The 22532-nt window shown below is 57.9% G+C and carries 26 protein-coding genes and 1 pseudogene; 10 read left to right on the top strand and 17 right to left on the bottom strand.

Going from position 1 to position 22532, the window contains the following annotated elements:
* Window positions 1–52: 52 nt before the first annotated feature.
* The 3 genes and pseudogenes from J2S62_RS01760 to ectA form a co-directional block, all read right to left on the bottom strand.
* Window positions 53–442, bottom strand: a pseudogene (locus J2S62_RS01760) (ectoine synthase); the annotation flags it as partial.
* Between the two features lie 17 nt (window positions 443–459).
* Entirely contained in the window at window positions 460–1752 is a 1293-nt protein-coding gene (ectB, locus tag J2S62_RS01755) for a diaminobutyrate--2-oxoglutarate transaminase (protein WP_310170594.1), read from the bottom strand.
* A gap of 77 nt (window positions 1753–1829) precedes the next feature.
* Window positions 1830–2390 carry a diaminobutyrate acetyltransferase gene (gene ectA / locus J2S62_RS01750; RefSeq protein ID WP_310170593.1) on the bottom strand — a complete coding sequence of 187 codons (561 nt, stop codon included), beginning with the start codon at window positions 2388–2390 and terminating at the stop codon, window positions 1830–1832.
* A gap of 478 nt (window positions 2391–2868) precedes the next feature.
* Here ectA and J2S62_RS01745 point away from each other — a divergent pair, with 478 nt between their 5' ends.
* The gene (locus J2S62_RS01745) at window positions 2869–3960 is read left to right on the top strand and encodes an exonuclease domain-containing protein (protein ID WP_310170591.1); all 1092 of its coding nucleotides are present in this window, start codon (window positions 2869–2871) and stop codon (window positions 3958–3960) included.
* 8 nt (window positions 3961–3968) lie between these two features.
* Complete coding sequence (locus tag J2S62_RS01740; RefSeq protein WP_310170589.1) at window positions 3969–4154, top strand: hypothetical protein; 186 nt, start codon at window positions 3969–3971, stop codon at window positions 4152–4154.
* 1 nt (window position 4155) lies between these two features.
* Here J2S62_RS01740 and J2S62_RS01735 read toward each other — a convergent pair whose 3' ends face one another.
* The 3 genes from J2S62_RS01735 to J2S62_RS01725 all read right to left on the bottom strand — a co-directional run bounded on the left by J2S62_RS01735 (window position 4156) and on the right by J2S62_RS01725 (window position 5884).
* Window positions 4156–4407 (bottom strand): Smr/MutS family protein, encoded by a 252-nt coding sequence (locus J2S62_RS01735; protein ID WP_310170586.1) that lies wholly within the window; start codon window positions 4405–4407, stop codon window positions 4156–4158.
* 55 nt (window positions 4408–4462) lie between these two features.
* Window positions 4463–5020 carry a dihydrofolate reductase family protein gene (locus J2S62_RS01730; protein ID WP_310170584.1) on the bottom strand — a complete coding sequence of 186 codons (558 nt, stop codon included), beginning with the start codon at window positions 5018–5020 and terminating at the stop codon, window positions 4463–4465.
* 93 nt (window positions 5021–5113) lie between these two features.
* Window positions 5114–5884 (bottom strand): DedA family protein, encoded by a 771-nt coding sequence (locus tag J2S62_RS01725; protein WP_310170581.1) that lies wholly within the window; start codon window positions 5882–5884, stop codon window positions 5114–5116.
* A 302-nt stretch (window positions 5885–6186) separates the two neighbouring features.
* On the opposite strand from J2S62_RS01725, the gene J2S62_RS01720 reads away from it, so the two are divergent.
* The 3 genes from J2S62_RS01720 to J2S62_RS01710 are packed head-to-tail and all read left to right on the top strand — an operon-like array spanning window position 6187 to window position 7822.
* On the top strand, window positions 6187–6891 hold the full coding sequence (locus J2S62_RS01720; RefSeq protein WP_310170579.1) for a dihydrofolate reductase family protein: 705 nt from the start codon (window positions 6187–6189) through the stop codon (window positions 6889–6891).
* On the top strand, window positions 6888–7196 hold the full coding sequence (locus J2S62_RS01715) for a putative quinol monooxygenase (protein WP_310170577.1): 309 nt from the start codon (window positions 6888–6890) through the stop codon (window positions 7194–7196). The genes J2S62_RS01720 and J2S62_RS01715 overlap by 4 nt, the downstream gene beginning before the upstream one ends.
* Before the next feature lie 2 nt (window positions 7197–7198).
* On the top strand, window positions 7199–7822 hold the full coding sequence (locus J2S62_RS01710; RefSeq protein ID WP_310170575.1) for a dihydrofolate reductase family protein: 624 nt from the start codon (window positions 7199–7201) through the stop codon (window positions 7820–7822).
* Between the two features lie 20 nt (window positions 7823–7842).
* On the opposite strand, the gene J2S62_RS01705 is transcribed toward J2S62_RS01710, so the two are convergent.
* The 6 genes from J2S62_RS01705 to J2S62_RS01680 form a co-directional block, all read right to left on the bottom strand.
* Window positions 7843–9351, bottom strand: coding sequence for an APC family permease (locus tag J2S62_RS01705; RefSeq protein ID WP_310170573.1), 1509 nt, complete (start codon window positions 9349–9351; stop codon window positions 7843–7845).
* Between the two features lie 136 nt (window positions 9352–9487).
* Window positions 9488–10273, bottom strand: coding sequence for an alpha/beta fold hydrolase (locus J2S62_RS01700; RefSeq protein WP_310170570.1), 786 nt, complete (start codon window positions 10271–10273; stop codon window positions 9488–9490).
* A 70-nt stretch (window positions 10274–10343) separates the two neighbouring features.
* On the bottom strand, window positions 10344–11210 hold the full coding sequence (locus J2S62_RS01695; protein ID WP_310170568.1) for an alpha/beta hydrolase: 867 nt from the start codon (window positions 11208–11210) through the stop codon (window positions 10344–10346).
* A 46-nt stretch (window positions 11211–11256) separates the two neighbouring features.
* A complete protein-coding gene (locus J2S62_RS01690) occupies window positions 11257–12429 on the bottom strand; it encodes an MFS transporter (protein ID WP_310170565.1) in 1173 nt (390 codons plus the stop codon).
* Window positions 12430–12560: 131 nt separating this feature from the next.
* Window positions 12561–13268 (bottom strand): YczE/YyaS/YitT family protein, encoded by a 708-nt coding sequence (locus tag J2S62_RS01685; protein WP_310170561.1) that lies wholly within the window; start codon window positions 13266–13268, stop codon window positions 12561–12563.
* 76 nt (window positions 13269–13344) lie between these two features.
* Window positions 13345–14109 carry a lytic transglycosylase domain-containing protein gene (locus J2S62_RS01680; RefSeq protein WP_310170559.1) on the bottom strand — a complete coding sequence of 255 codons (765 nt, stop codon included), beginning with the start codon at window positions 14107–14109 and terminating at the stop codon, window positions 13345–13347.
* Between the two features lie 137 nt (window positions 14110–14246).
* On the opposite strand from J2S62_RS01680, the gene J2S62_RS01675 reads away from it, so the two are divergent.
* Window positions 14247–15500 (top strand): MFS transporter, encoded by a 1254-nt coding sequence (locus J2S62_RS01675; protein WP_310170556.1) that lies wholly within the window; start codon window positions 14247–14249, stop codon window positions 15498–15500.
* Complete coding sequence (locus J2S62_RS01670; protein WP_310175684.1) at window positions 15500–16039, top strand: hypothetical protein; 540 nt, start codon at window positions 15500–15502, stop codon at window positions 16037–16039. The genes J2S62_RS01675 and J2S62_RS01670 overlap by 1 nt, the downstream gene beginning before the upstream one ends.
* 20 nt (window positions 16040–16059) lie before the next feature.
* Here J2S62_RS01670 and J2S62_RS01665 read toward each other — a convergent pair whose 3' ends face one another.
* Window positions 16060–16566 (bottom strand): hypothetical protein, encoded by a 507-nt coding sequence (locus tag J2S62_RS01665; protein WP_310170553.1) that lies wholly within the window; start codon window positions 16564–16566, stop codon window positions 16060–16062.
* A 113-nt stretch (window positions 16567–16679) separates the two neighbouring features.
* On the opposite strand from J2S62_RS01665, the gene J2S62_RS01660 reads away from it, so the two are divergent.
* A complete protein-coding gene (locus J2S62_RS01660; RefSeq protein ID WP_310170551.1) occupies window positions 16680–17936 on the top strand; it encodes a sensor histidine kinase in 1257 nt (418 codons plus the stop codon).
* Complete coding sequence (locus J2S62_RS01655; protein ID WP_310170549.1) at window positions 17933–18535, top strand: response regulator transcription factor; 603 nt, start codon at window positions 17933–17935, stop codon at window positions 18533–18535. Before J2S62_RS01660 ends, J2S62_RS01655 begins: the two co-directional genes overlap by 4 nt.
* 92 nt (window positions 18536–18627) lie before the next feature.
* On the opposite strand, the gene J2S62_RS01650 is transcribed toward J2S62_RS01655, so the two are convergent.
* From J2S62_RS01650 to J2S62_RS01640, 3 genes are all read right to left on the bottom strand, one after another.
* A complete protein-coding gene (locus J2S62_RS01650) occupies window positions 18628–19116 on the bottom strand; it encodes a DoxX family protein (protein ID WP_310170547.1) in 489 nt (162 codons plus the stop codon).
* A 212-nt stretch (window positions 19117–19328) separates the two neighbouring features.
* The gene (locus J2S62_RS01645; protein WP_310170545.1) at window positions 19329–20117 is read right to left on the bottom strand and encodes a lipoate--protein ligase family protein; all 789 of its coding nucleotides are present in this window, start codon (window positions 20115–20117) and stop codon (window positions 19329–19331) included.
* 115 nt (window positions 20118–20232) lie between these two features.
* Entirely contained in the window at window positions 20233–20955 is a 723-nt protein-coding gene (locus tag J2S62_RS01640) for a TetR/AcrR family transcriptional regulator (protein ID WP_310170543.1), read from the bottom strand.
* 126 nt (window positions 20956–21081) lie between these two features.
* Here J2S62_RS01640 and J2S62_RS01635 point away from each other — a divergent pair, with 126 nt between their 5' ends.
* A complete protein-coding gene (locus tag J2S62_RS01635; protein ID WP_310170540.1) occupies window positions 21082–22035 on the top strand; it encodes an NAD-dependent epimerase/dehydratase family protein in 954 nt (317 codons plus the stop codon).
* Here the strand turns inward: J2S62_RS01635 and J2S62_RS01630 are convergent.
* On the bottom strand, window positions 22032–22520 hold the full coding sequence (locus tag J2S62_RS01630) for a DUF3995 domain-containing protein (RefSeq protein ID WP_310170538.1): 489 nt from the start codon (window positions 22518–22520) through the stop codon (window positions 22032–22034). The two genes, J2S62_RS01635 and J2S62_RS01630, sit on opposite strands and share 4 nt — an antisense overlap.
* Window positions 22521–22532: the final 12 nt, after the last annotated feature.

Here is a 22532-nt window from a genome sequence, read left to right as displayed (position 1 = left end):
CGATCTTGGATTCTTCGCCAACCCGAGCGCCGGTCGGGACCTTGCGGTCCGCGCCTTCTTCGGTCACCAGCGGGTAGACACCCGATTCGTCGTGGGTTTCACGACCGGTAACCGGTGGGTTGAAGACACAGGCCATGCGCAGTTCGGTTTCGGCGCGCACGGTGTGTTTCTCGTGGCCATCCAACAGGTACAGGGTGCCGTCCCGCAACGGGTGGACTTCCCCGGTTTCTTCGTTGGTCAGGGTGCCTTCACCTTGGACGCAGTACACGGCCTCGATGTGGTTCTCGTAGTGGAACGTTGAGGTGGTGCCCGCATAGATGACGGTGTCGTGCATCGAAAAGCCAACGCCTTCACGGGCTAGGACGATGCGGCGGGAGCGCCAGGTTTCGGCCGTGACGTCACGCTCGGTGCCGTTGAGGTCTTCTAGCTGAGTTACGATCATGAAAAAGTGTTCCTCTCTTAGGCCTTGGCGGTGTCGCCCAGTACCAGGGTGATCTCTTGTCCGGTGACCTCGCTGACGCAGTCGGCCAGGATATTCAGGCCGCGTTCCAGGACAACCAGGTCGATGTTCAGTGCTGGCATCAGCTTGATGACTTCATCTTCTGGGCCGGAGGTTTCCATCAGCAGACCCTTTTCGAAGGCCTTGGCCGAAATCTTGCCGGCAACGTCGGTGTCGCTGAAGCGCAGTCCGGTCAGCAGGCCGCGGCCTTTGACGGAGGTACCTTCAACTTCGATGGCGATCTTGGTCAGCGCATCTTGGACCATTTCAATGACTTTGACCAGGTGACCGTTCTGGAAGGAGTCATCGGCCCAGTAGCGGCGCAGTGCGGCAGTTGCGGTGACAAAGGCTGGGTTGTGGCCACGGAAGGTACCGTTGTGCTCGCCCGGTGCCCACACATCGAGTTCTGGGCTGAACAGGGTCAGCGCCATTGGTAGGCCGTAACCGGAGATCGATTTGGACAGGCAGACGATATCCGGGGTGATGCCGGCTTCTTCGAAGCTGAAGAACGAACCGGTCCGACCGCAGCCGGCCTGGACATCGTCAACGATCAGCAGAATATCGTGTTCCTTGGTGAGCTCGCGCAGGCCGCGTAGCCATTCGTGGCGTGCGGCGTTGAGTCCACCTTCACCCTGGACGGTTTCGACGATGATCGCGGCTGGTTTATCGACACCGGAGCCGGAGTCTTCTAGGACGCGCTTGAGCCACAGGAAGTCTGGGGTTTCACCATCGAGGTAGTCGTCGTATGGGATCTTGGAGCTGTTGGTCAGGGTCATGCCGGCACCCTTGCGCTTCATGGAGTTACCGGTGACCGACAGCGAACCCAGGGTCATGCCGTGGAACGCGTTGGTGAATGACAGGATGTGCTGACGACCGGTGACCTTGCGGGCCAGTTTTAGTGCGGCTTCGACCGTGTTGGTGCCCGTGGGTCCGGGGAACATGACTTTGTAGTCCAGTCCACGTGGTTCCAGGATGATGTCTTTGAAGGTCTGCAGGAATTCCCGCTTGGCCGGGGTCATCTTATCCATCGAGTGGACCAAGGCATCCGAGCTGAGGTATTCCAGCAGTTCGGTGCGTAGTTCTGGGTTGTTGTGCCCGTAGTTCAGGGCGCCAGCACCGGCGAAGAAGTCGATATATTCGCGGCCTTGTTCATCGGTCAGGATCGAACCGGAGGCTTGGGAGAATACGGTGGGCCAGCTGCGGCAGTAGCTGCGTACTTCGGATTCGGTGGTCTCGAAAATAGTGGTATCCATGAGGATTCCTTTCAGGGGTTTGCTCAGGTTTTTGGGCGCAGCGAAGCTACGCGTCAAAGTGTGAAAAGTAGAGGAAGTTATTCGACGACGGCCAGTTGTGCTTGGGCCTGGCGTTGGCGCAGCAATTCAGGCACTAACGGGCCGATCCGGTGTAAGTATTCGGTGTCGTGACCGTCAGGGTACAGCTCCGGAGTGAAGAGCGGGGTCACGGTGTGGCTGGCTTCGTGGCGTTGGGCCAGTGAAGCAAACATAGCCTTGGATGCGGCATTGTCATCGGTTACGGTGGTCTCGAGGTGTTCGACACCGGTGGTTTCGACCAAGTAGTCCAGCATTCGGCTGGCCAGTCCGCGGCCGCGTGCTGCAGAGTCGACAGCAACCTGCCACACCATCAGCGTGGTGGGCTCATCTGGGCGCAAGAAGCCGGTGATGAATCCCATCAAACGCCCATCGTCGGAAACTCCTACGACGCTGGTGTCAGCGAAATCGCGGCACCACAGCAGGTACTGGTAGGAAGAGTTGAGATCTAGTACCCCGGTATCTCGGGTCAAGCGCCACAGGTCGGCGCCATCGGCCAGCTTCGGCGGCCGCAGATCGATAACGAAGTCAGAATGATTGTTCTCATTGGTGGAACGATGCATGCGCTCTACATTAGCGAACTGGCCGGCCATATCAACCTGCCCAACTCGGCCACTTCGCGCTCAGTGCGCGGAAAAGCGACACCCCAACCTCCCCGCATCCGCATGATGGAGCGGGTTTTAGCCACGCCAGCTGATCAGCTCCTGATCAGTTCAGCGAAATAATTTCGTTATGGATTCGTTATAAGTCTGTTATATTTGAGCGGTGAAAAAGATATCTAGATCACATATGGCGACTGAAGGTGAGGACGGAACACTCCACATCTGCCCATGATCGTCCGACTGCAACATTTATCGTTTGGTCGTGACTAGGCCAAGATTTATCCAGCCGTGCCCTGGTGAGGTCGGCCTAGGCTTTGGGTCGGGGGCACAGTGCGATGTTGGTGGGTCACACTACTGGGAGCGTCTTAGCCTGTCCCTCCCACCTAATACATTGAGTGGTACTTCTCATCTCACGTACCGAAAGGTCCGCTCATTAACAATGAGTCAGCTTAGTTTTCTTGCCCTCGATTTTGAAACAGCTAACCCCGACCAAGCTTCAGTCTGCCAAGTCGGCGTCGCCAAAGTGGTCAACGGAGCCATCGTTGAATCAGACAGCTGGCTGGTCACGCCTCCCACCGGTATCGAGTCGTTTGAACCCAGATTCATTCGAATTCATGGCATCATTCCAAAGCAGGTGCGGCGATCAGGGATCTCCTGGCAAGCGTCCTTGGACCGGCTCCTACGCCTGGCTGATGGCTTACCAGTGGTGGCTCACAACATCTCATTTGATCGGACTGTGTTTCGACGAGCCAGTGAACGGGTGGGAGTCTCAGTTCCATCAACACAATGGTTCGATACTCTGTCTATCGCTCGACGCTTCGTCAAGGCCCCAAACCATCGCCTGCCAACCGTGGCGAAAGCATTAGATTTGCCCGCTTTTCAGCACCATCAAGCCGAAGCTGATGCGATTACATGTGCCCGAATCGCCATCGTGCTGAGTCAGCGCCATCAACTCACGAGCGTCTCAGAACTGTGGCAAAAGCCCACCGCGCGACGCCGTTCACCAGTTCCTGCTCGACGCTTCGTTCGGGTCGGCGATCTCCCCGCACCCAACAGTGAGGCACATCCCGAGCATCCCTTGTACGGTCACCATGTGGTGATCACCGGTGACCTCCATGGTGTGAATCGCGATGATTTCATCGTCAAAATTGCTGAGCTCGGTGCGCAACCTCAATTGAATGTCACGAAGAAAACCACCATGCTTGTGGTTGCCAACCAAGAGCACTTCCCAACGCATTATGACCCTGCTGCGGGTTCGGCGAAGGAAAAGAAGGCCCACGAATACCGTTTGGCCGGTCAGCAGATCGATTTTGTCCCAGCACAGCAAGCCTTGGCAATGCTGGCGACGAACGTCGAAGAACCCGAAGACGTGGTTGCAGACGTGCCGGAGCCGGTGGTTGAATCACCCGCTCTGAAACCCTCTGAGGTCATCCTGCCCACACCCCCTCTCATCAGGCACCAATGCCAGTTGGCACACGTACCAGCAGCAAGCGGCGTGCTGGGGTTCCTGCTCCGATCGTTCGACCAGTAGCGTGGTCATTGGTCGGCGTAGCCGCCGTGTTGGTCTTGCTGTTGTTCATCGGGGCAACCGGAGCAGCGTTGTCCGACGACCCGGATTTCACCCTCGGCACCTGGCTCGTTTCAATCCTTGTGCTCACTCCCATCCTGGGAGCGCCAGGCGCACTGGGATGGTTCCTCTTGCGACGCTATCCACGTCGTTCTTGAGTCAATGCTTGAAGTGGACGAACACTCGCCCGTGGTTCTTGCTGTCCTTTTCGACCCGGTGGTAGCGGGCTTTGATATCTTTGCGCTGCAAGAAGCGTAGGACGCGTTTCTTGAGTGCCCCACTCCCCTTCCCGGGAATGATCTCCACCGTTTTGGCTCGGGTTGCTTCCGCTTCATTGATGATGTCATGCAGCGCTCGGTCGAGGTCGCGGCTCTTGTTATAAATATCGTGCAGGTCTAATTTCAGACGCATCTAGGCCTCCATCGCTCGCACACATACCTATAAACACGCTACTCGAAGCGAGACGTTAGTCTTTGTTAGGATACGACAGCCGGTAGGTCAGCCGAGCAAACTGGCCCACCTGCTCCACACTGATCAGCGTGGCTTGGTCAGATTCGATGCGCTGGCTCAGCAGCGGCGCTCCGGCCCCGAGCGCGACCGGAGCTACCGAGAAAACCATCTCATCGAGTGCTTGTGCCGCAATGAACTGTGACGCTAAGCCTCCTCCGCCGACCACCCAAATATTCCCCTCACCTGCGAGGCGTTGGAGCTCTGGCACTGCATCTGCCACATCACCGGACATGAACTTCACATCAGCATCATCTGGCGCAGGGAGCTGCCTGGTTGTAAAGACGACGGTGGTTGAAGGCATGGTCTCATGCCAGACATTCATGTTCTCAAGTGCGCCGAGCTCATCTAACACCCACTCGTATGTGGTCGAGCCCATGACCTGCACGGCAGCTCGTGGCGGTGCTAGGTCTGGATTGTCGCCGCCTGGCACGACGAATAACCAGTCCAATGAATGTTGCTCGTCAGCGAGGTAACCATCAAAACTCGTGGCGGTTTCATAAATAATCCGTCCCATGCGCTGACGCTAACCCATGGCTGCCAAGCATCGCAATCAGGTTAGCGAGGTAGGCGGGAACGCTCTGATCATCGGGATGTCGGGCGGTGAACACTATTCGGAGCTTGAGGTGTCGTCGGCGTGCTGCTGTGCGACGAGCCGCTCGATGCGGGCTGCTGCCTCTTCGGGGGTTTCGGGGCGATACTCGGGGTCGCGGGCACGGCGTCGATTGCGCACTACCCGCAGCGTCACCCATATCGCGATGACTGCAACGACGATACCTAGCACGACATTTGAGAATGCATCGGCATAGTCGGCTATCAAGTGGAAGTTCTCGCCCAGTAAATATCCGCCCATGATGAGCACGGTGTTCCAGATCAACGAACCAAGCGTGGTGAAGAGCGCAAAGAGCCAGAGATTCATCCGCTCAAGACCAGCGGGAATGGAGATCAACGACCGAAAGATCGGGATCATTCTGCCGAAAAAGACAGTCCAATACCCGTATCTGAGAAACCAGCGTTCGGTGCGTGCTACATCATCAATATCCACCAGGGGCATGACATAGGCCGCCCGATAGAGCCGCCGTCGACCAAACCAGGCGCCGAGGCCGTAGAGCACGAGCGCACCCGTGACCGAACCGACTGTCGCCCAGAAAATGGCCTCAGCGGGGGTGAAGGCGCCATCGGCCGCGGTGAACCCTGCCAGGGCGAGCATAATCTCTGAGGGGATCGGTGGGAAGATATTTTCTACCAGCACTGCTATCGCAACGCCGATCGGGCCCAGGGCCTCCATGATGGCCACCACGATGTCACCGAGCCAGCCGTAGGAGACATCCTGGGGCGCAGCCCCGGCATCGCTCTGGGTAACTACGACAAGCTCAATCATCGTTTTATATTATGCCCTACCGCCACGGAAGTTCCGCTCATCAGTTGGCAAGCACAAGGGCGCGCCCTGAGTGAGACAGCTTTCACGATAAATACGTAAACAATCCGTGCGGTCAGCTGAGCCTTACCGACCCTCGAAGAATACGACAAGCAATAGCGCAGAGTCGACCATACGCCCTGGTCACGAGTCCAGAGATTGTTCACTCAAACTGTCCTACTCCCCTCGGGTGGATGGGTGTCACGCCAGCACCGAATGCCGCTATGTTCAAGGTCGTTGTGAGTTTCCTATGATGGGGGACACGGATGGCTTTCCGTTCCGATCTGGAAGGAGCATCCAACATGCTCTTGAGCGTCAATCTCTTCATGACCCTTGACGGGGTGAATCAAGCACCCGGCGGCCCAGACGAAGACACGCGCGGCGGGTTCACCAACGGCGGCTGGCTGATGTCTGTGTTCGATGAGGGATGCGGGCAAGCAGTCTCCCGCTGGTTCGAACAATGCGGCGCGCTCTTATTAGGGCGCAAAACCTATGATTCGTTTGCTTCGCACTGGCCTCAGGTGACAGACCCGGACGATCCGGTCGCCGGGCTGATCAATAACAGCACAAAATACGTGGTGACGTCCTCTCCGGTAGGTGAGGTGTGGTCTGATACCACCACGGTGCTCGGTGAAGACTTTCTCGACGAGATCGCTCGGTTCAAGGGCGTGACCCACGATAAAGAGCTGCAAGTCCACGGCAGCATTCAACTGGCGCAAATATTGCACCAAGCGGGACTGGTGGATGTATACCGCTTTTTGATCGCGCCGGTGACTGTCGGGCCAGGTTTGGGGATTTTCAACGAAGGCGGCCCCTCCTACAACATGCACGTGGTCCACGGTGCGGTGACCAGCAACGGAGTCTTCGACGTTGAAATGACGCCAGCAGATTTCGAAAGCCGCAAAACGGTCAGCCTTGAAGATGGCAAAGAAGTCGTGATTGATGCGGAGCGGAAAGACCCCGAGGCATGATCATCCTCGCGGGGTATGTATACGTCAATTCTTCCGAACGAGACCGATACATCACTGCGTTCATGCACTACACGAAGCGCACGCGCCAGGCCCCCGGTTGCCGCGATGTGGCGATCAGTCCAGATCCAGTTGATCCCACACGAGTCAATATATTTGAACTGTGGGATTCAAAAGGCCAGATGGAAAGGTACCGGGTGCAAACCGTGGTGCCCAATTCCGGGGTCGAGATCCATGGCGGGACGCTGCAGGAATTTCTGATCGAGTCTGTCCGGAATCCTTTCGATCCTCACACCAAGAAGGAGTAGCCATGGCGGTCACCGCGAACCTGAGCATCTCACTGGACGGGTACTACACCGGCCCCAGTCCCAGCTCCTTACATCCCTTAGGCCACGGCGGCGAACCGTTGCATGATTGGTTCGCCCATAACGGCACCTCTCGACACCAGTTGAGTGCCAGCGATATTCTCGCCGAGGAGCTGGAACGCCTGGGCGCGATGGTCATGGGTCGAGATAGTTATGATCATGCTCAGGCGGAGTGGGGTGACAGTCCACCATTCGAGGTACCGGTCTTCGTGGTTACGCACCGCGCTCACCCCGACGATGTCCGCGATGGCACGACTTTTCACTTCGTGACCGACGGGTTTAGTGCCGCATTAGCTCGAGCCCAGGAATCTGCCGGACCCAAAGATGTCGTGTTGCACGGGGGTGGGCCAATTCGGCAGGCGTTACGCAACGGAAGCTTGAACCAGTTGCAATTGCATATCGTGCCGATGCTGTTGCGCAGCGGACGCAGCCTGTTCGAGAGTCTGGGCTACGGAACCATCAAGTTCGACCAAGACCGTGCTGTCGCCGGGCGCCAGGTGACGCATCTTCGATACAGAGTCCGCTACGGCCACTTCTCGGGCACAGCGGATCCGTTTTCTGCACGGTAAAAACGCCGATGCAGAGCTTGTCACTGTGGTGGCTGGGTCCGTCGCTCTGAGCCCTTTCGTACCGCTTTGGGGCCGCGTCCCCTGGAGGCGAGTTCAGCCACCAGGTCCTCTTCGGCATTGATGCCAGGTTTGATGCCGCCGGGGATCCGGAGCAGGAAGACCAGACCGAGCAACCACCACAGCCCGAACATAATATAGGTCGGAGTATCAAGGTCAGCCGGCATGCCAGGTACATAAAGCGACAGCAATCCAATAGTCAGAATCACGGTCGCGACACCGACGACGATCCCCAGTGTATTGTTCCGCTGGCCACCAATCCGCATGGGGCGTTTCATGTTCGGCTCTTTCTTGCGCAGCATCAAGAACACGACCGATACCAGGATGTAGGTAATCACGATCGAAGGCGAACCGGAATCCACCAGCCAGACCATCATCTGTTCCCCGAAGAACGGTGCGATGATCGACAGCCCACCGATGAACAGCAGTGCGTTGACCGGAGTCTTGTGTTTGGGGTGGAGCTTAGCGAACCAGGTGGGCAGCATTCCAGAGTGGGCCATGGCCCAGATCAGGCGCGAGGCACCAATCAGGAAAGCATTCCAGGAGGTCAGCAGACCGGCCAGCCCGCCTGCGACCACCACATTTGACCAAAATTCGTTCCCCGCTAGGACTCCCATAGCGTCAGCCGTCGCTAGGTCGAAGTCTCCCATCTCGGCCGCGGGCAACGCTGAGGAGGTCGTCAAAAGGATCGTGACGTAGAACAGCCCTGCCATGGCAACTGAGAACACCACCAGGCGTCCGATGTTCCGCGGTTCGATTTTGACCTCTTCTGCGGACTGCGGGATCACATCGAAACCCACGAACATGAATGGCACGACAACCAGAACAGTGATGATGCCCGCGCTACCGCCGGTGAACAGCGGGTCCATATTCCCCCGGTCCCCTTCCATCAGGGACAGTACAACCAAGGCGAGCGCCATGACGATGACAAACAGCACGATAGAGGTCTGGAAGAAACTGGCCTGTTTGATGCCGCGGATATTCAGCAGGGTCAACAGGATGGCGGTGACAACACCGATCAGCGCCCAGATGAGATGCACTTCGAAATCGGCCACGGTCCACAATGGGATGGAATTGACCTGCGGAATGATGTAGGCAATGGTGCGGGGGATGGCGACCGCTTCAAATGCCACCACCGAGATATAGCCTCCGACGATCCCCCAGGATCCGATGAAGGCTAACCGCGGCCCGAAACCACGTAAGAGATAATTGTGCTCCCCGCCTGCCAGGGGCATTGCGGAAACCATCTCAGAGTAGACCAGCCCCACCAGCGCCATAATGCCAGTCCCGATAACGAAGGCCGATACCGCGCCCAACGTGCCGGCGTCGCTAAGCCAGCCGGCGGTCAAGGTGACCCAGCCGAAGCCGATCATCGCTCCGAAGCCAATGAAGAAGACTTCTAGAGAGCCCAAACTTCGTTTGAACCGGTCTTCAACCGATGGCGTGGGGTGCTGTGCTGCTTCCTGAGTCATCTCGGTTCCTCATCTCCGTTTTACGGGGGCAGTGTGAGCTTCGAGTACCTCGACCTACCGAGGTAGTTGTGACGTTACTCACAGCATCCTGAGTGGTCAAGCAAATAATTTTGTTTTCGCCGTGCTTCCTTGCTCATCACCCCGCGGTTACAAACTTCACCAGCTCTTCCACCATGGGCTCGACTTCCCATTCGTGTTGGGCACCCGGTACGACCCGCTGCTGCGCGTGAGGTACGGCCCGGACGATCGCGTCTGTAGCGCGATTCATGACCTCGAATGTGGACTCCCCTACCATCGTGAGGAGTGGCATTGTGAGTCCACCGATCAAGGTCTGCAGTGGTGCGGAATGGAACCATGCTAATGCTTCAGCATCAGCTCGCATGCTTTGGGCGTTAGCGATCATTAGGTCCCAGATCGGAGACGCTCTTAATTCCGCTTGATAATTGGGTGGCATGTCTTTGGTGAATTGGTCTACTGCGCCGGCGTGATCACTGGCATCAAGTAGCTCGATAAAATCGGCCGCCCAGGACTGTACCTCTATGGAAGGACCGATGAGAGGCACTTCCCACAGGGCAAGACCGGTGACCGGCAAACCAACTGTGGCCGCATATAATGCTATGGCGGAGCCGGAAGAGTGACCACACAGCGCAGCAGAACCTCCCACGTGTTTCAGGATGGCCCGCAGTATTGAGATTTCTTTGGCTAGGGTCACCGGTGCAGAGCCCGTACTCTCACCCAAACCGATGCGATCGTAAACTACAGTTGTCACCCCGTGGGTGGCGACTAGCTTGGCTGTGGGAGGGACTGTCGGATCGATGGCTCGAAATGATCCCGCACCAGGAATGAAAACAAGGGGTGGACCTATGCCGCGCACCTCGAACGTGATGGTATCGCCCTGCTCGGTCGTCAGCTGCTGGTCCACGATAGACCCCTTAGGGGTTCGGTCTTGTACGTGACAATAAACCTGACACCGGGCTGAGTCAAGAAAAATTTCAGTCATCCGAGTTGATGGCGTCGGCGAGCTCGGCCACCGCTTTCGCTACCGCAGCGCCGTGCATTTCCGGGTCGTTATGGTCTGCATCAACAACATGCTCTGCCACCAGGTTGTCGGCGGCCTCGGCGACCTGCGCGCTGAGCTCAGTGGGCACCACCGAATCGTATTCCGCCCGGATGACAGAAATCGGCACTTGGGTGTCCCGGACGTGTTCAACCACGGGGAATCGGTCACGCAAAATGAGGCCTACCGGTAGCCACGGATAATGATGCCGACCGACATCGGCTAATTCCGTAAATGGCGAGCGGAACACCGCACCGGCGGGTGGGCGTTCGGCCAACAACGCCGCGATGACTCCCCCACCGATGGATTCGCCAAAATAAATCGTTCGATCCGGCGGGAAACCGAGCTCCGCCAGAGCGTCGAGCGCTGCATGGCCGTCTTGGATCAGGCCGTGCTGACTAGGCCTGCCCGGGTTGGTACTGTAACCGCGGTAATCCATAAGCAGCACCGAAAACCCCTCGGCTTGCAACTGCTCTGCAAGTCCGACCCGATTATAGCGATTGGCGGCATTGCCCGGCGAGACCAAGACGGCCAGCTCCCGATCTTGCGATTCTGAGGCAGGGGGCGCGAAGTAAGCATCGAGTTCGAGACCATCGGCAGTATGCAGGGTGACATCTTGACCTCCGGCCAGTACTTCACCGGCTGGTGGCACCGCTGAGGTATCGGGAAAATAAATCATCGAACGCTGTAATGCCCATATCAAGCCAACCACCACCGCCACAATTACGATTAGGACGGCTGCCACGCCAAGAATCCGGGCACCAGGCTTCCTGGTCTCTGCCGGTTTTTCGGGTGCAGCCATATACCCATGGTGGCAGCACCCGCCGGCTGACTTCAACGAGTCAGCACTAGGTTCTAGATGCCGCAAGAGCCGCCACGGCTAATAAGCCAGCCATGAGTAGCGCCATGGCCGTATAACTCCCGAAGACTGTGGCAAGGGCTGGGCCTGAAACGGGCGCTAACGCACCGAGCGCGGTCATGGGAGCACTCAGGGTCGCATTAATCTGGGCAAAGTTTGTGGTGCCCCAGCGGTCTGCGGCCGCCGTGGCTTGTAGCAGCGTATGACAGCCGCGTGCCGCACCGGCCAGCACCGCCAACGAGATGAGCAACCAGGCAGGTTCAGGTACGACTGCTACAGCGACCAGGCTGATTGCCCCGACGCCATAAATCAGCATCATACGTTGTGATGGGGACGTCTTGCGGGATAGCGGGGCATATCCCAGCCGACCGATCACCTGCCCGGCACCCACCAGCCCTAAAGCCACTGCTGCGGTGGAATACGGTAAACCCCGTTCTAGCAGCAGGGGCACAATGTTGATGGTCACGGCAAAGAGTGCAAACGCAGCAACAGCCATCACGACTGCTAACACAACGAACCGCGGTGAACGGGTCACAGCACGCACCGCATGCTTATTGCCAACCTGACTAGCACTTGTAGAGCTTGTCACCGAATCAGTCCATCGACCGTTGAGAAAGAATATGTGCAGGGGCACCGTGACGACTCCGAGCATCACCGCCATGATTGCATAACTGACTCGCCACCCGAACTGGTCGATCAGATACGCGACGATCGGCGCGAAAATCGTGGAAGCGAAACCCGCCACCAAGGTCAACGTGGTCAGCGGGCGGATGCGCTGTGGCCCGTACCAACGGGTGATAACCGCAAACGCCGGTGGGTACAGCACCGCTGACTGCGCCAGCCCCGCGATAAGCCAAGCGATATAGAACCACACGAGATTTGGTGACCAGGCCACCATGAGTAGAGCAACGACCCCGATGAGACTGCCGACGGTCATCAACCGACGAGGTCCGCTGACATTCAACAGCTTGCCAACCCGCAAGCCGGCGATCGCTGAGACGATAAGCCCAAAGGTCAGTGCTGCAGTGATGGCGGTGTGGCTCCACCCGGTGTCATCGGCGATGGGTGGCACTGCCACCGGCAGTGAATAGTAGAGCAGCCCCCAACTGGTGGTTTGGGCGATACATAGGGCCGTTAAGCCACCACGCGGACGATCTTGCATAGCCGCTACGTGGTCCTCCCCGTCGATGCTGGCACGTCAGCCGTGCTCGGATTTGCTCAGCATGGCATAGGGAGGAAGATGGTTGGTGAATTCTCTCGGTCCGAAGGGTGAACGGTCGGGAAGCTAGAAATCTACTGAGTTGAGCTCGTATGTCGGGTTCTGAAATGCTCGATCGTTTTGACGACCGCCCCAACGGCAAAGGCCGCAAAGACGGTACCTTCCCGAACGTTTTCGAGTCGCTGCAGCAAAATCAATGACATCACCGCGGAGATGACCACCAGCGACCAGTCCACCAGCTGTTTCATAGTGCCAAATCGCACTGTGGTGACCTGGGTTAGTGCCATGACCAGGCCTTCCCCGGGTAAATAGAGCAGCTTGGGTTGGATTTGGATGTAGACCCCAATGCCGAGGATCAGCGCACCGATGATGGTGACCACCCATTGCATGAGATAGTGATCGGGTTGCACCCAGCTGGTGAGATACACCGATAGATCGATCAGCGTGCCAAAGAGTACCGCGATGGGCAATTGTACCAGTTGGAAGGCTTTGAACCGCCGGCGCAGAATAAGCATCTGAAGAAGGACGAAAGCGATGTTCATGACGATGGTGACAGAACCGACGGTCCACATCGTCGCTGCGTCGAGCACTGCCGGAATCGTTGAGATCGGTGAGGTCCCAAGCTGGCCGTGGATGCTCAAAGCAATACCAACTGTCATGACCCATATGCCGAATAAGAAGGTCAGCCAGCGTCGCAGCAACCCGGCAGCACGGACTGGTGCAATCTGATCGCTTCCGGTTTTCGAGGTCGTGGCGTGACTATCCGAAGGGTTCTGGGTCATGTGTTTTCTCGCTTCTAGCTCTACTCAGCTCACCCGGAAGAGCACCCCCTCTACTGTACTGCGAATGGTGGCGCAGTCAGGAGTCGAGTTCGGCGGCTTCAAACGAGACCGCTCTGGCAGCCACATCGCGGGCATAGGCCATCGACTGGTTATAGGTAGTCACCGCGCGCACCCAGTCATCATCAACCGTCAGGTCCTCGCTGCTGTCACAAAGATAAACGGCAGCGGTCAGGACTGCATCGTCGATTTGCTGCGGATTGGTCTCACCATCACGGTTGCCGTCTACGGCATAGCGCTCCCAAGTCTCGGGGAGAAATTGCATGGGTCCCACTGCTCGGTCCCACTCATCGTCGCTATCGAGTTCCCCATTATCGGTGTCTTCGATCGCCATAACACCCTCAGAGCCATCAAGCACCGGACCAATAATGGCCGGTTGCGCTACCCCATCGGCGTCCAAGCCGGCCCCGCCGATACTGGCGTGCGCACTTTCCACCGACCCCACGCCGGCCAGCGTATTCCAACCCATATTGCATTCGGGATGGGTTTCGGCCATCCGCAGGGCAGCCCCGGCATAGGCCGCCATGGCACGCCGTGGGATGGCATTGTCGGACGCGGTTTCTTCAACCCACTCGGCATCAGCCAATTCAGCGATCGGTACACCCTCGGTGGTCTCGGCCTGCTCGTCTGATTGCGGCGGCATGAGCTGCTGCGGAGCCTCGGGCGGGCCAGTGGCCGGATCCGCCTCCTCAGTAGTGGCACACCCCACCAACATCAAGGCAGGCAGCATCGCGCCGACCAAGAAGCGTAGCGGTCGATGAATGTGATGCCCGGTAGTGCTCATAATGCTGTCCTCTCCAGAGCTTTAACATATCCGTTGTCTCTGGGCATTCCGGGGGCCACGCAGCATTCGTGCGATTGTGACCTAAAGTTCTGACCCAATTGGCGATGCCCAAAGCAGAAAGGACTACCCTAAAGGACGTGAACAGTCCTAATTCTCCTCGCGCATCAGCTTCCACCGGTCTGCTAATCATCCTGCTGTGTGCCATGGGGGCCGGACCGCTTTTCAACTACGGCATCTCCGTATCCTCAGCTCTCATCATTGAGCAACTCGGTATCACCGCCGGTCAGTTAGGACTTATTGTCACCGTAGTCTTCGCGGCGGCTGCGGTGTCCAGCATCTGGTTGGGCAACCTCGCCGACAAGATCAGCGCTCGCAGTCAGATGCTCATTATTTTTGTGGGCACCGCAGTGGCGTTGGTGGTTGCAGCCTTCGCGCACAGTTATTGGTTGCTACTCGTGGCCGCGGTGCTCGCTGGACCTGCCCAAGCGATCTCCAATCCCACCACCAACCGGGTGATTATCCGAGCCGTGCCGGCACATAAGCGCACCGGCTGGATCGGGGTCAAACAATCTGGTGTGCAAGCCTCACAATTGTTTTCGGGGCTGTTCTTCCCCGCAGTTGCCCTTGCGCTCGGCTGGACCGGTGCAGCACTTGGGGGTGCGCTGGTCAGTATCGCATTATGGCTCATTTCGTTGAAGTACGTGCCCGCGCCGACTCGCTCGGCGCAGCGCGAGTCCGCACCGCAACCCGAGCCTCCAGAAGTCACCGTCGATACCGGCCAGATGTCAGCGGTATCCACCAAAGATAAGATGCCCGCAGTGGTGTATTACTTCGCGGTGATCGCAATGTTCTCCGGCATGGGAATGCAGGCCACCAACGTCTACTTGCCCCTGTTTGCGGTCCAAGAATTGAACTTCTCACTGGTCTTAGGCGGAGTCGCTGCAGCTGTCTCCGGTGTCATCGGCGTGGTCTCTCGCCTGGCATGGAGTCGCCGGATGCAGGCCGGCGCCCAGCCGTCGAAACTGTTGATGCTCATCAACGCTGGTGCTCTGCTGGGTGTGCTGGCGTTCCTTGGCGCCGCGTCTTGGCAAGCACCCGCCCTATTGTGGACCGGTGCCGCACTCCACGGTATTACCGTGCTAGGGGCCAATGTGGTGATCAATGCGGGTCTACTGCAGATCGTCCCCGGAAACAAAATTGGTGCCGCGTCCGGGCTCAATTCGATGGGCATGTACGCCGGGTTCGCGCTCGGGCCACTGATCATGGGCCTGCTCCAAGATGTCACCCAGTCCTTCACTGTTGGCTGGATCTTTGTCGGCGTATCGTATGTATTGTGCGGTGTGGTCACCGTGCTGTTATACCGCCGCACTCGTGCGAAGGGGAATCCGTGATGCTGATCAAAACAACTCATGCGCCACGTTGGGCACGTGCAGCGATGCTGTTCATCCCGGCCGTTTGGCTGGGACTGATTATCGGTATTTCCTTTCTCGAAGCACCACTGAAATTTACTGCTCCCGGAATTACTATCCCGCTGGGATTAGGGATCGGTCGGCGCGTTTTCCTCGCGATGAATATCGTTGAGGCCGCGCTCGGCGTGTTCCTGCTCATTGCGCTGATCACGCTATGGCGCAATCACCGGTATCAAGAGCTGCCGAACTTCAACAAGATGCGCTTCTGGAGCCTGGTGGCCCTGGTGTTGCTCTTGATCAAAACAGTAGTGATTCGACCGCTGCTAGCAGTCCACACCGACCGGGTTCTTGCCGGAACCTTCGAGGGTGGGTCTTCCACACATTATTACTACATTGGCGTAGAAGTCCTGCTCGTGATTGTACTAGTAGCGCTGATGATAGTTGCGATGCGTGGGCTCCTGCCACCCACCGCCGATGTTGCCGGTGTGGTGCCGCATGAAAAGACCGCTGCCGATGAGTAAGGCGGCGGCCAGGGTAGACGTTAGAGTCCGCTGAGGCTGAACAGGCCTAACATCAAAGCCCCAGAGACCACGGCATATCCGGTGATGCCGATGCCCTGCCAGACCAGCACACCGGCCCGAGAGCAGCCGAACCCGACGAGCGTGACAGCAATCAGGTGGCTGGGAACGAATAGCATGCCAAAAATAGTGACGCCAGGAATACCGTAGCGGTCGAACAGCCTACGGACTCGCTGTTGTCTGGTAGTCAAAGCCTCCGGTTGCGGGGTGGGCGCTGCACCGCCACGGCGTGCCAGCACTGCGTCTCGGGTGCGGCCCGACAACAGCGTCAGTAGCGCGATGATCGCTAGGTTGCCGACGATCGCCATGATCACCACGGCCCAGATGGGGATGCCCGCGACCGAACCGATCACCACCGCACCATAGTTTTCGACAAACGGCACCATGGCCGCGAGCGCGACTCCCAGGAACTGGATGGCTTCTGGCAAACCGAGGACAAAGTTTTGGAGTGATTCAATGAAATTGTTCATATCCTCTAGTTTTCCGGGTCTCCCCTTTTCTAGGTAGTGGCATCTCGTCATGACTTCCCGTGACACTTTTCAGTGAAATCCATGACAGTTGTCATGGTCCTAAACTAAATGGTGTGACCTCATCAAAGCTGCGCCCCAGCGGCCAAGTGCCAGTGAGCCCGGCCGCATCCGACCGAGCGGATACCTCAAGCCGGGATATTACGCTGACCTGGTGGTACACGTTTTTGAGTATTGCCGGCATATCGGTCTTCTTGCTCGTGGTTGCCGCCCTCGTTGTCTCTTCGCTCATCAATCGACTTGAAGGCAATACCTGGCAAGTCGTTGTAGTACTTGTGCTGTTCATAGGCAGCAGCGTGGGCAGCGTGTATGCCTCTTGGCTCATGCGAACGGGCTACGGGGCGGGCTGGCCGCGTCGCTCGGTCACCCTCGGCGTCCTGGCGTTGCCCGCACTGAGCTGGGTTGTCACGTTAGTTATCCCTGGCGCGGTATTCTATGGTGCTATCCCCCTGTGGATCACCTTGAGCATTCTGTTGGCGCTTATTCCCCGGTCACACCGTTGGAGTGTGACCGCAGCAGGTCTAGTCCTCATTGCCCTCCACGGGTTAGTGAACCCCGGTGCCCCAAGCTTTTTCGACCGTGGATTGCTGTTCGGCTTGATAATGTACATTCTCTTCGTCCCATCCACTTTTCTGGTCTCCGGCTGGTTATGGCATTTGATCACCCGCCTGGACGAGGCACGCACGATGAGCAGTCAATTGGCCGTCGCCCGTGAGCGGCTCCGCTTCGCTTCGGACCTGCACGACATCCAGGGCCATCATCTGCAGGTCATCGCACTGAAGGCCGAGCTGGCTGAACGGTTACTGGCCGCACCCAGCGAAGACCACCGAGCGGCTGCACAAGAAGCGATCGCCGAGGTCAGGTCACTCGCCGAAGAAGCACAGACTGAAACGCGCCAGCTTGTGCGAGATTTGCGCGTGGTGTCGCTGACTGAAGAATTGAAAAATGCCAAGGACGTGTTAGAGGCAGCTGACATCCCCACCGAGGTTACGACCGAAGCCAAGATGGATGCTGCCGCGAGCACCGAGGTTAGTAGACTCCTCGGTCTGGCAGTACGCGAAGCGACCACGAACATCTTGCGGCATGCTGATGCCACCGAGGTCCGCATTCAGCTCTACAGCACCCAGCAGGCACTGCATTTAGATATTCATAATGATGGTGTCACTCCCAGCGCGACGAGACATCCCGGCACTGGCTTAGACGGGCTACGGGCCCGGTTTCGCGCCGCGGGAGGCAGCATTCATACGCGGCAAGAGGCTAATACATTTGCGCTACAAGCCGTGTTACCTAGCCCCACTCGGGAGGCCACATGATTCGCGTACTCATAGCCGACGACGAGACCATGATCCGCACTGCCATGGAAACATTGTTGGGCATGGAAGAAGACATCGAGATCTTGCCGGGTGTAGCTGACGGGCGCGCAGCCGTTCGTGCGGCTCAAGAACTGCAACCCGATGTGTGCATTTTGGATCTAGAGATGCCCGAACTCGATGGTGTCGAAGCGGCCCAGGAAATCGCACGAACCGTCGCGACAAAAGTCATTATTTGCACGCGTCATGCTCGGCCCGGTGTCCTACGCAGAGCGCTGGCTGAAAAAGTCGCAGGGTTCGTACCGAAATCCACGCCGGTCGAGCGATTGGCCGATGTGATTCGGGAAGTCATGGCGGGACGACGGTATGTTGACCCAGATATTGCCGCCACCGCGCTGACTGCGGCTCAATGCCCGCTGACCGACAGGGAGCTGGATGTTCTCCGTGCCGGACGAGATGCGCCCACGGTCGCCCAAATAGCAGACCAACTCAACCTCGCCCAGGGTACCGTCCGGAATTATTTATCTACGGCCATGCAGAAACTCGGCGTGAGCACTCGCACTGAAGCTTCCCAGTACGCTTGGGAACAGGGCTGGATCTAAGAGTGTCCAAGGCACAAAACGGCCGTGATGGCGCAGCCCCTGTTGGGTCCGCTGCCATCACGGCCGTGTGTTCTTGAAGTTATGCTTGTCGGTTAGCGTGCGGAGACGAGCTCTTCCTCAGCGACCCGGTCAGTCGCGTTGTTGCGGTACGGGGAGCCTGGGAGCAATGCGTCGATGCTGAATTTGCCAGCGCCACGGACGGCAAGGAGCAGCAGGCCAGCAGCCAGAGCAAGCACAAGCTCATAGCCGCCGTTTTCGATGAATAGTCCAGCTTGAACGTGGACCAGAGCAAAGGCCGCCAGCTGGACCAAGACATTCAAGATTGCCACGACCGGAGTCAGCAGGCCGATGAGGACGAGTACTCCCCCGACGAGTTCGGCTGAGGCTGCGATAGCGGAAGTCACCCTCGGAGCGGGGATGCCCATGTCTACGAATGCTGCGGACGTACCAGCTAGCGTCCATTCATTGAATTTCTGCCAGCCGTGGGCAATGAGGATGACACCCAGTGCGATACGGGCCAGCAGCAGGACGATGTCGTCGAGGATTGGATATTTCTTTGCAGGGTTCAAAAGTGTTTGCATGACCGATAGCTTGACACGGAAAGTCATCGGTCGCAAACCAGCGCGATGTGAACTTGATCATGCGAGTCGAGGTGCACTGGCGCGGCAACAGGGCCCAGTAGCGCTCAAATTCGTTGCAAAACATGAGGGTTATTGCAATATTGAAATACTTTGGGACAGCTCCACCGACAGCGGCGATCTACACTCGTGTGACGAACGCCCTATAGGTGAAATTATGGGTCGACGGTCGGCGGGACCCGCTCCTGCAAATCTGACCACGACATCTCGACGATGTGTGAGGAAGCTTCACCGCGAGGTTTTTCGCTGCGGATTCGCTGCTCATAAGCCAGCTGCAGTTCATCAATGAGGTCCGCGACGGTCACACCCGGGACCGCATCATCGACGGCACCAACCGTGGCGGGATCTAAGGGCAGTTGAATGGCCTGATACACATCTGTGAGCACGGCACGAACCGGCTCCGCATTTTCCACCACGAGGCTGGTGGAAAATAACCAAGCGCCTTTAACCACGCGCTGTGCGGTACCGGCGAGCTTGATTCGGTGGCTGGAACTGAGCACGGCATGCACGGAGTATTCCCCAGCACAATATTCATCGGGAATCTCCCCGACCGCGGCATTCACGCCCAGGCCATGAAGCACGCTCGTGAACAACTCGCCAAAGTACTCGAACCGCTTGCGGAACCCGAACATCGCATCGGCTTCAGGTTGAATATGGTCGATGATCAACGAGCCGTGATGGTAGGCGGCTGCACGACCGCCGACTTTTCGCACGATTGGTGTAAAGCCATGGGCTCGACTCTGGTCCTGCGCGGCTTCGTAACCGGGCATACGAGTATCCTGTTGTCCGAACGATACGGTGGGCTCCGGGCGGTATAGCCGGACGAGTGGCCCCGTTATGTCCCCGTGTTGGACCGCTCGTAGCAGCGTGGTGGAGTAGGTCAGATCTTCTGCCACACCCAAGGTGGTGTCTTGTTCTACCCAGGTGAGTGGTGTCGATGTCATCGAACTCCTCCTCCACGTTGATCCTTGTCAGTGTGGCATGCATACGAACGTATCTGTCGGCTGATCTCTGCAACACTCTATCCGCTCTGCCCCACTCCCCTGCGAGTTCTGCAAATCAGCGAGTACTGCCACCGTTAGACTCGCTCGACAGAAGCTGGCTGGCCAACTGTGCGACTAACGCCGCGAACACCGGTTCCGTGTCTTCGGCAGAGCCTTCAAAGTGCCCGCCAAGTTCCAGGGTGATGAAACCGTGGATGCTAGACCAGGCGAGCATCAGCGCAGTTGCAGCGCCATGAACCCCTTCACCCTGTTCAGCTAACGCTGAGCGCAGCGGCTCCAAGACTTGCTCCGATGCATCGAGCACCGGACCAGGCGCTACGTTTGGACGCAGTTGCGGATACAGCTGCAACACCGATTCATTGACTCGACGAGCCGGTTCGATCGTTTCCTCGGGTGCCGCATACCCCGGGATGGGCACTCCATAGATCAGGGCCCAGTCATAAGGGTGCTGCAGCGCCCAGTCTCGCAGCGCTTGAGACCAAGTCTGCAACTGGACTTCAGGAGCAGGATCGGCACGCTGACATGCCGCACCGACAGCATCGGCCACATCATGAAAACTTTGCAGAATCAGCCGGGTGATGAGTTCATCCCGGCTAGCGACATACCGGTAGATGGCAGACGAGACCACACCAAGTTCTCGAGCGATAGCACGCAGGGATAACTGCGCGGGCCCAACACTCTTGAGTTGCTCACGAGCAGCCGTCAGGATCCGCTCCTGCATTTCCGCATGCGCCAGTTCCCGAGCAGTGCGGGGTGCTGTGGCCTGTAAGTTGTCCATGCTTCCATTCTGCAATAAGAGATCACCGATCACAATTGTGAGCACCGCTCTTGATTTCCACTTCGATCACCTGCCATACTTATTTTCGAGAGCACCGCTCTCGCTATGAGCTTCTGAGGAGTAGCCATGACAAACCTTCCTCCATCCACTGGTCCGCTACGCGTTGTGCTGGGTGCAGGGCCCGCCGGCAGAGCCACCGCTACCTATCTCCAGCGACAAGGGGCACGTGTGATCTTGGCAAGCCGCTCAGGGATTGGTCCCGCAATAGAAGGCGTGGAACGAGCCCAAGTCGATGCCACTGACGCGAGCGCACTGACCGACCTGATAGAAGACGCAAAAGCCGTCTATAACTGCATGAATCCGGCCTCTTACACCGACTGGGCAAGCCAATGGCCGCCAATTCATCAGGCACTAATGCAGGCCGCTCAAGCAACGGATGCGGTCCTCGTTACAATGTCGAATCTCTACATGTACGGTCCGCTCGAACGCCACGAAGCGATCACGCCAAATACCCCAGAGAATCCACAGGATCTCAAAGGCACGCTACGAGGTCAGATGGACCGTGAGACGTTGCAGGCTCACGCGGACGGCCGATTACGGGCCGTAGTGGTGCGAGCTTCCGATTTCATCGGACCCGACGTGGGCGCCAACGGGCATGCAACTCGAAACATGCCCGCACTACGGAAGGGACGACGGGCCTGGGTACTGGGAAGCGCAGATCAACCACATTCGTGGACAGCGATCAATGACGCTGCCAAGACGTTAGCGACGGTGGCCCAACGACCGGATACCCATGGGCGGGTATGGTTTGTGCCAACCAGTCCCCCGGTGACGCAACGTGAATTGGCCGCTGCAAGCGCGGAGGCACTGCAGGCCCCACCCGCCAAAGTATCAACCATGCCGCACGGGCTGATGAGAGTTATCAGCCGGGTCAACCCCATGATGCGCGAACTTATGGCGGTGTCGTATCAGTTCACCGGTCCGTGGATCATCGATTCCTCGACCACGACTCAAACGTTGGGAATAGAGCCAACCAGCTGGGAGAGGCTTGTGTATCAGTCAGCCCACGGCAACGCTTAGCCTGTACGAGGTTCGCTGCGTCGCGTCAAGATCAGCGAGAGCACCAAGCACAGCCCCCAAAAGAAGAACAGCGGGTCCCACAGCAGGGCGTGGCCCAGGATGACTGACCTGTCGTACGCAGCAGTTGGAGCCACCCATCCGGCCAGCATCGTCATGGCAGTGATCGCGTAGAGACCGCCGTAGATCACCAGACCGAGACCACCAACCCAACTGATGAGGCGCCAGAGTCGGCGACCACCGAGCTTGCCGTATTCGACCAGCACCGGAATGACTGCTGCTGCGCTTTTGATCAAGCCGATACTCAGCAGCACAACCAAGGTTTGAAACGGCTGGTGAAGTTGGCTCACCACAGCCCACTGGCCAACAGTATCTAGAAGCCAGGAACCGCCGAAGGCCCAGTAGAAACTCCACCCCGCATGGACTAGCCCCAGCACCATGGCGGCCCAGAGGAATCCCCTCCCGATTCGAACCGCGCGTTTTTGCATGACTACTCAATA

The sequence above is a fragment of the Enteractinococcus fodinae genome (assembly GCF_031458395.1).
Taxonomy (GTDB): domain Bacteria; phylum Actinomycetota; class Actinomycetes; order Actinomycetales; family Micrococcaceae; genus Yaniella; species Yaniella fodinae.
This window is presented reverse-complemented; position numbering and strand designations above follow the sequence as displayed.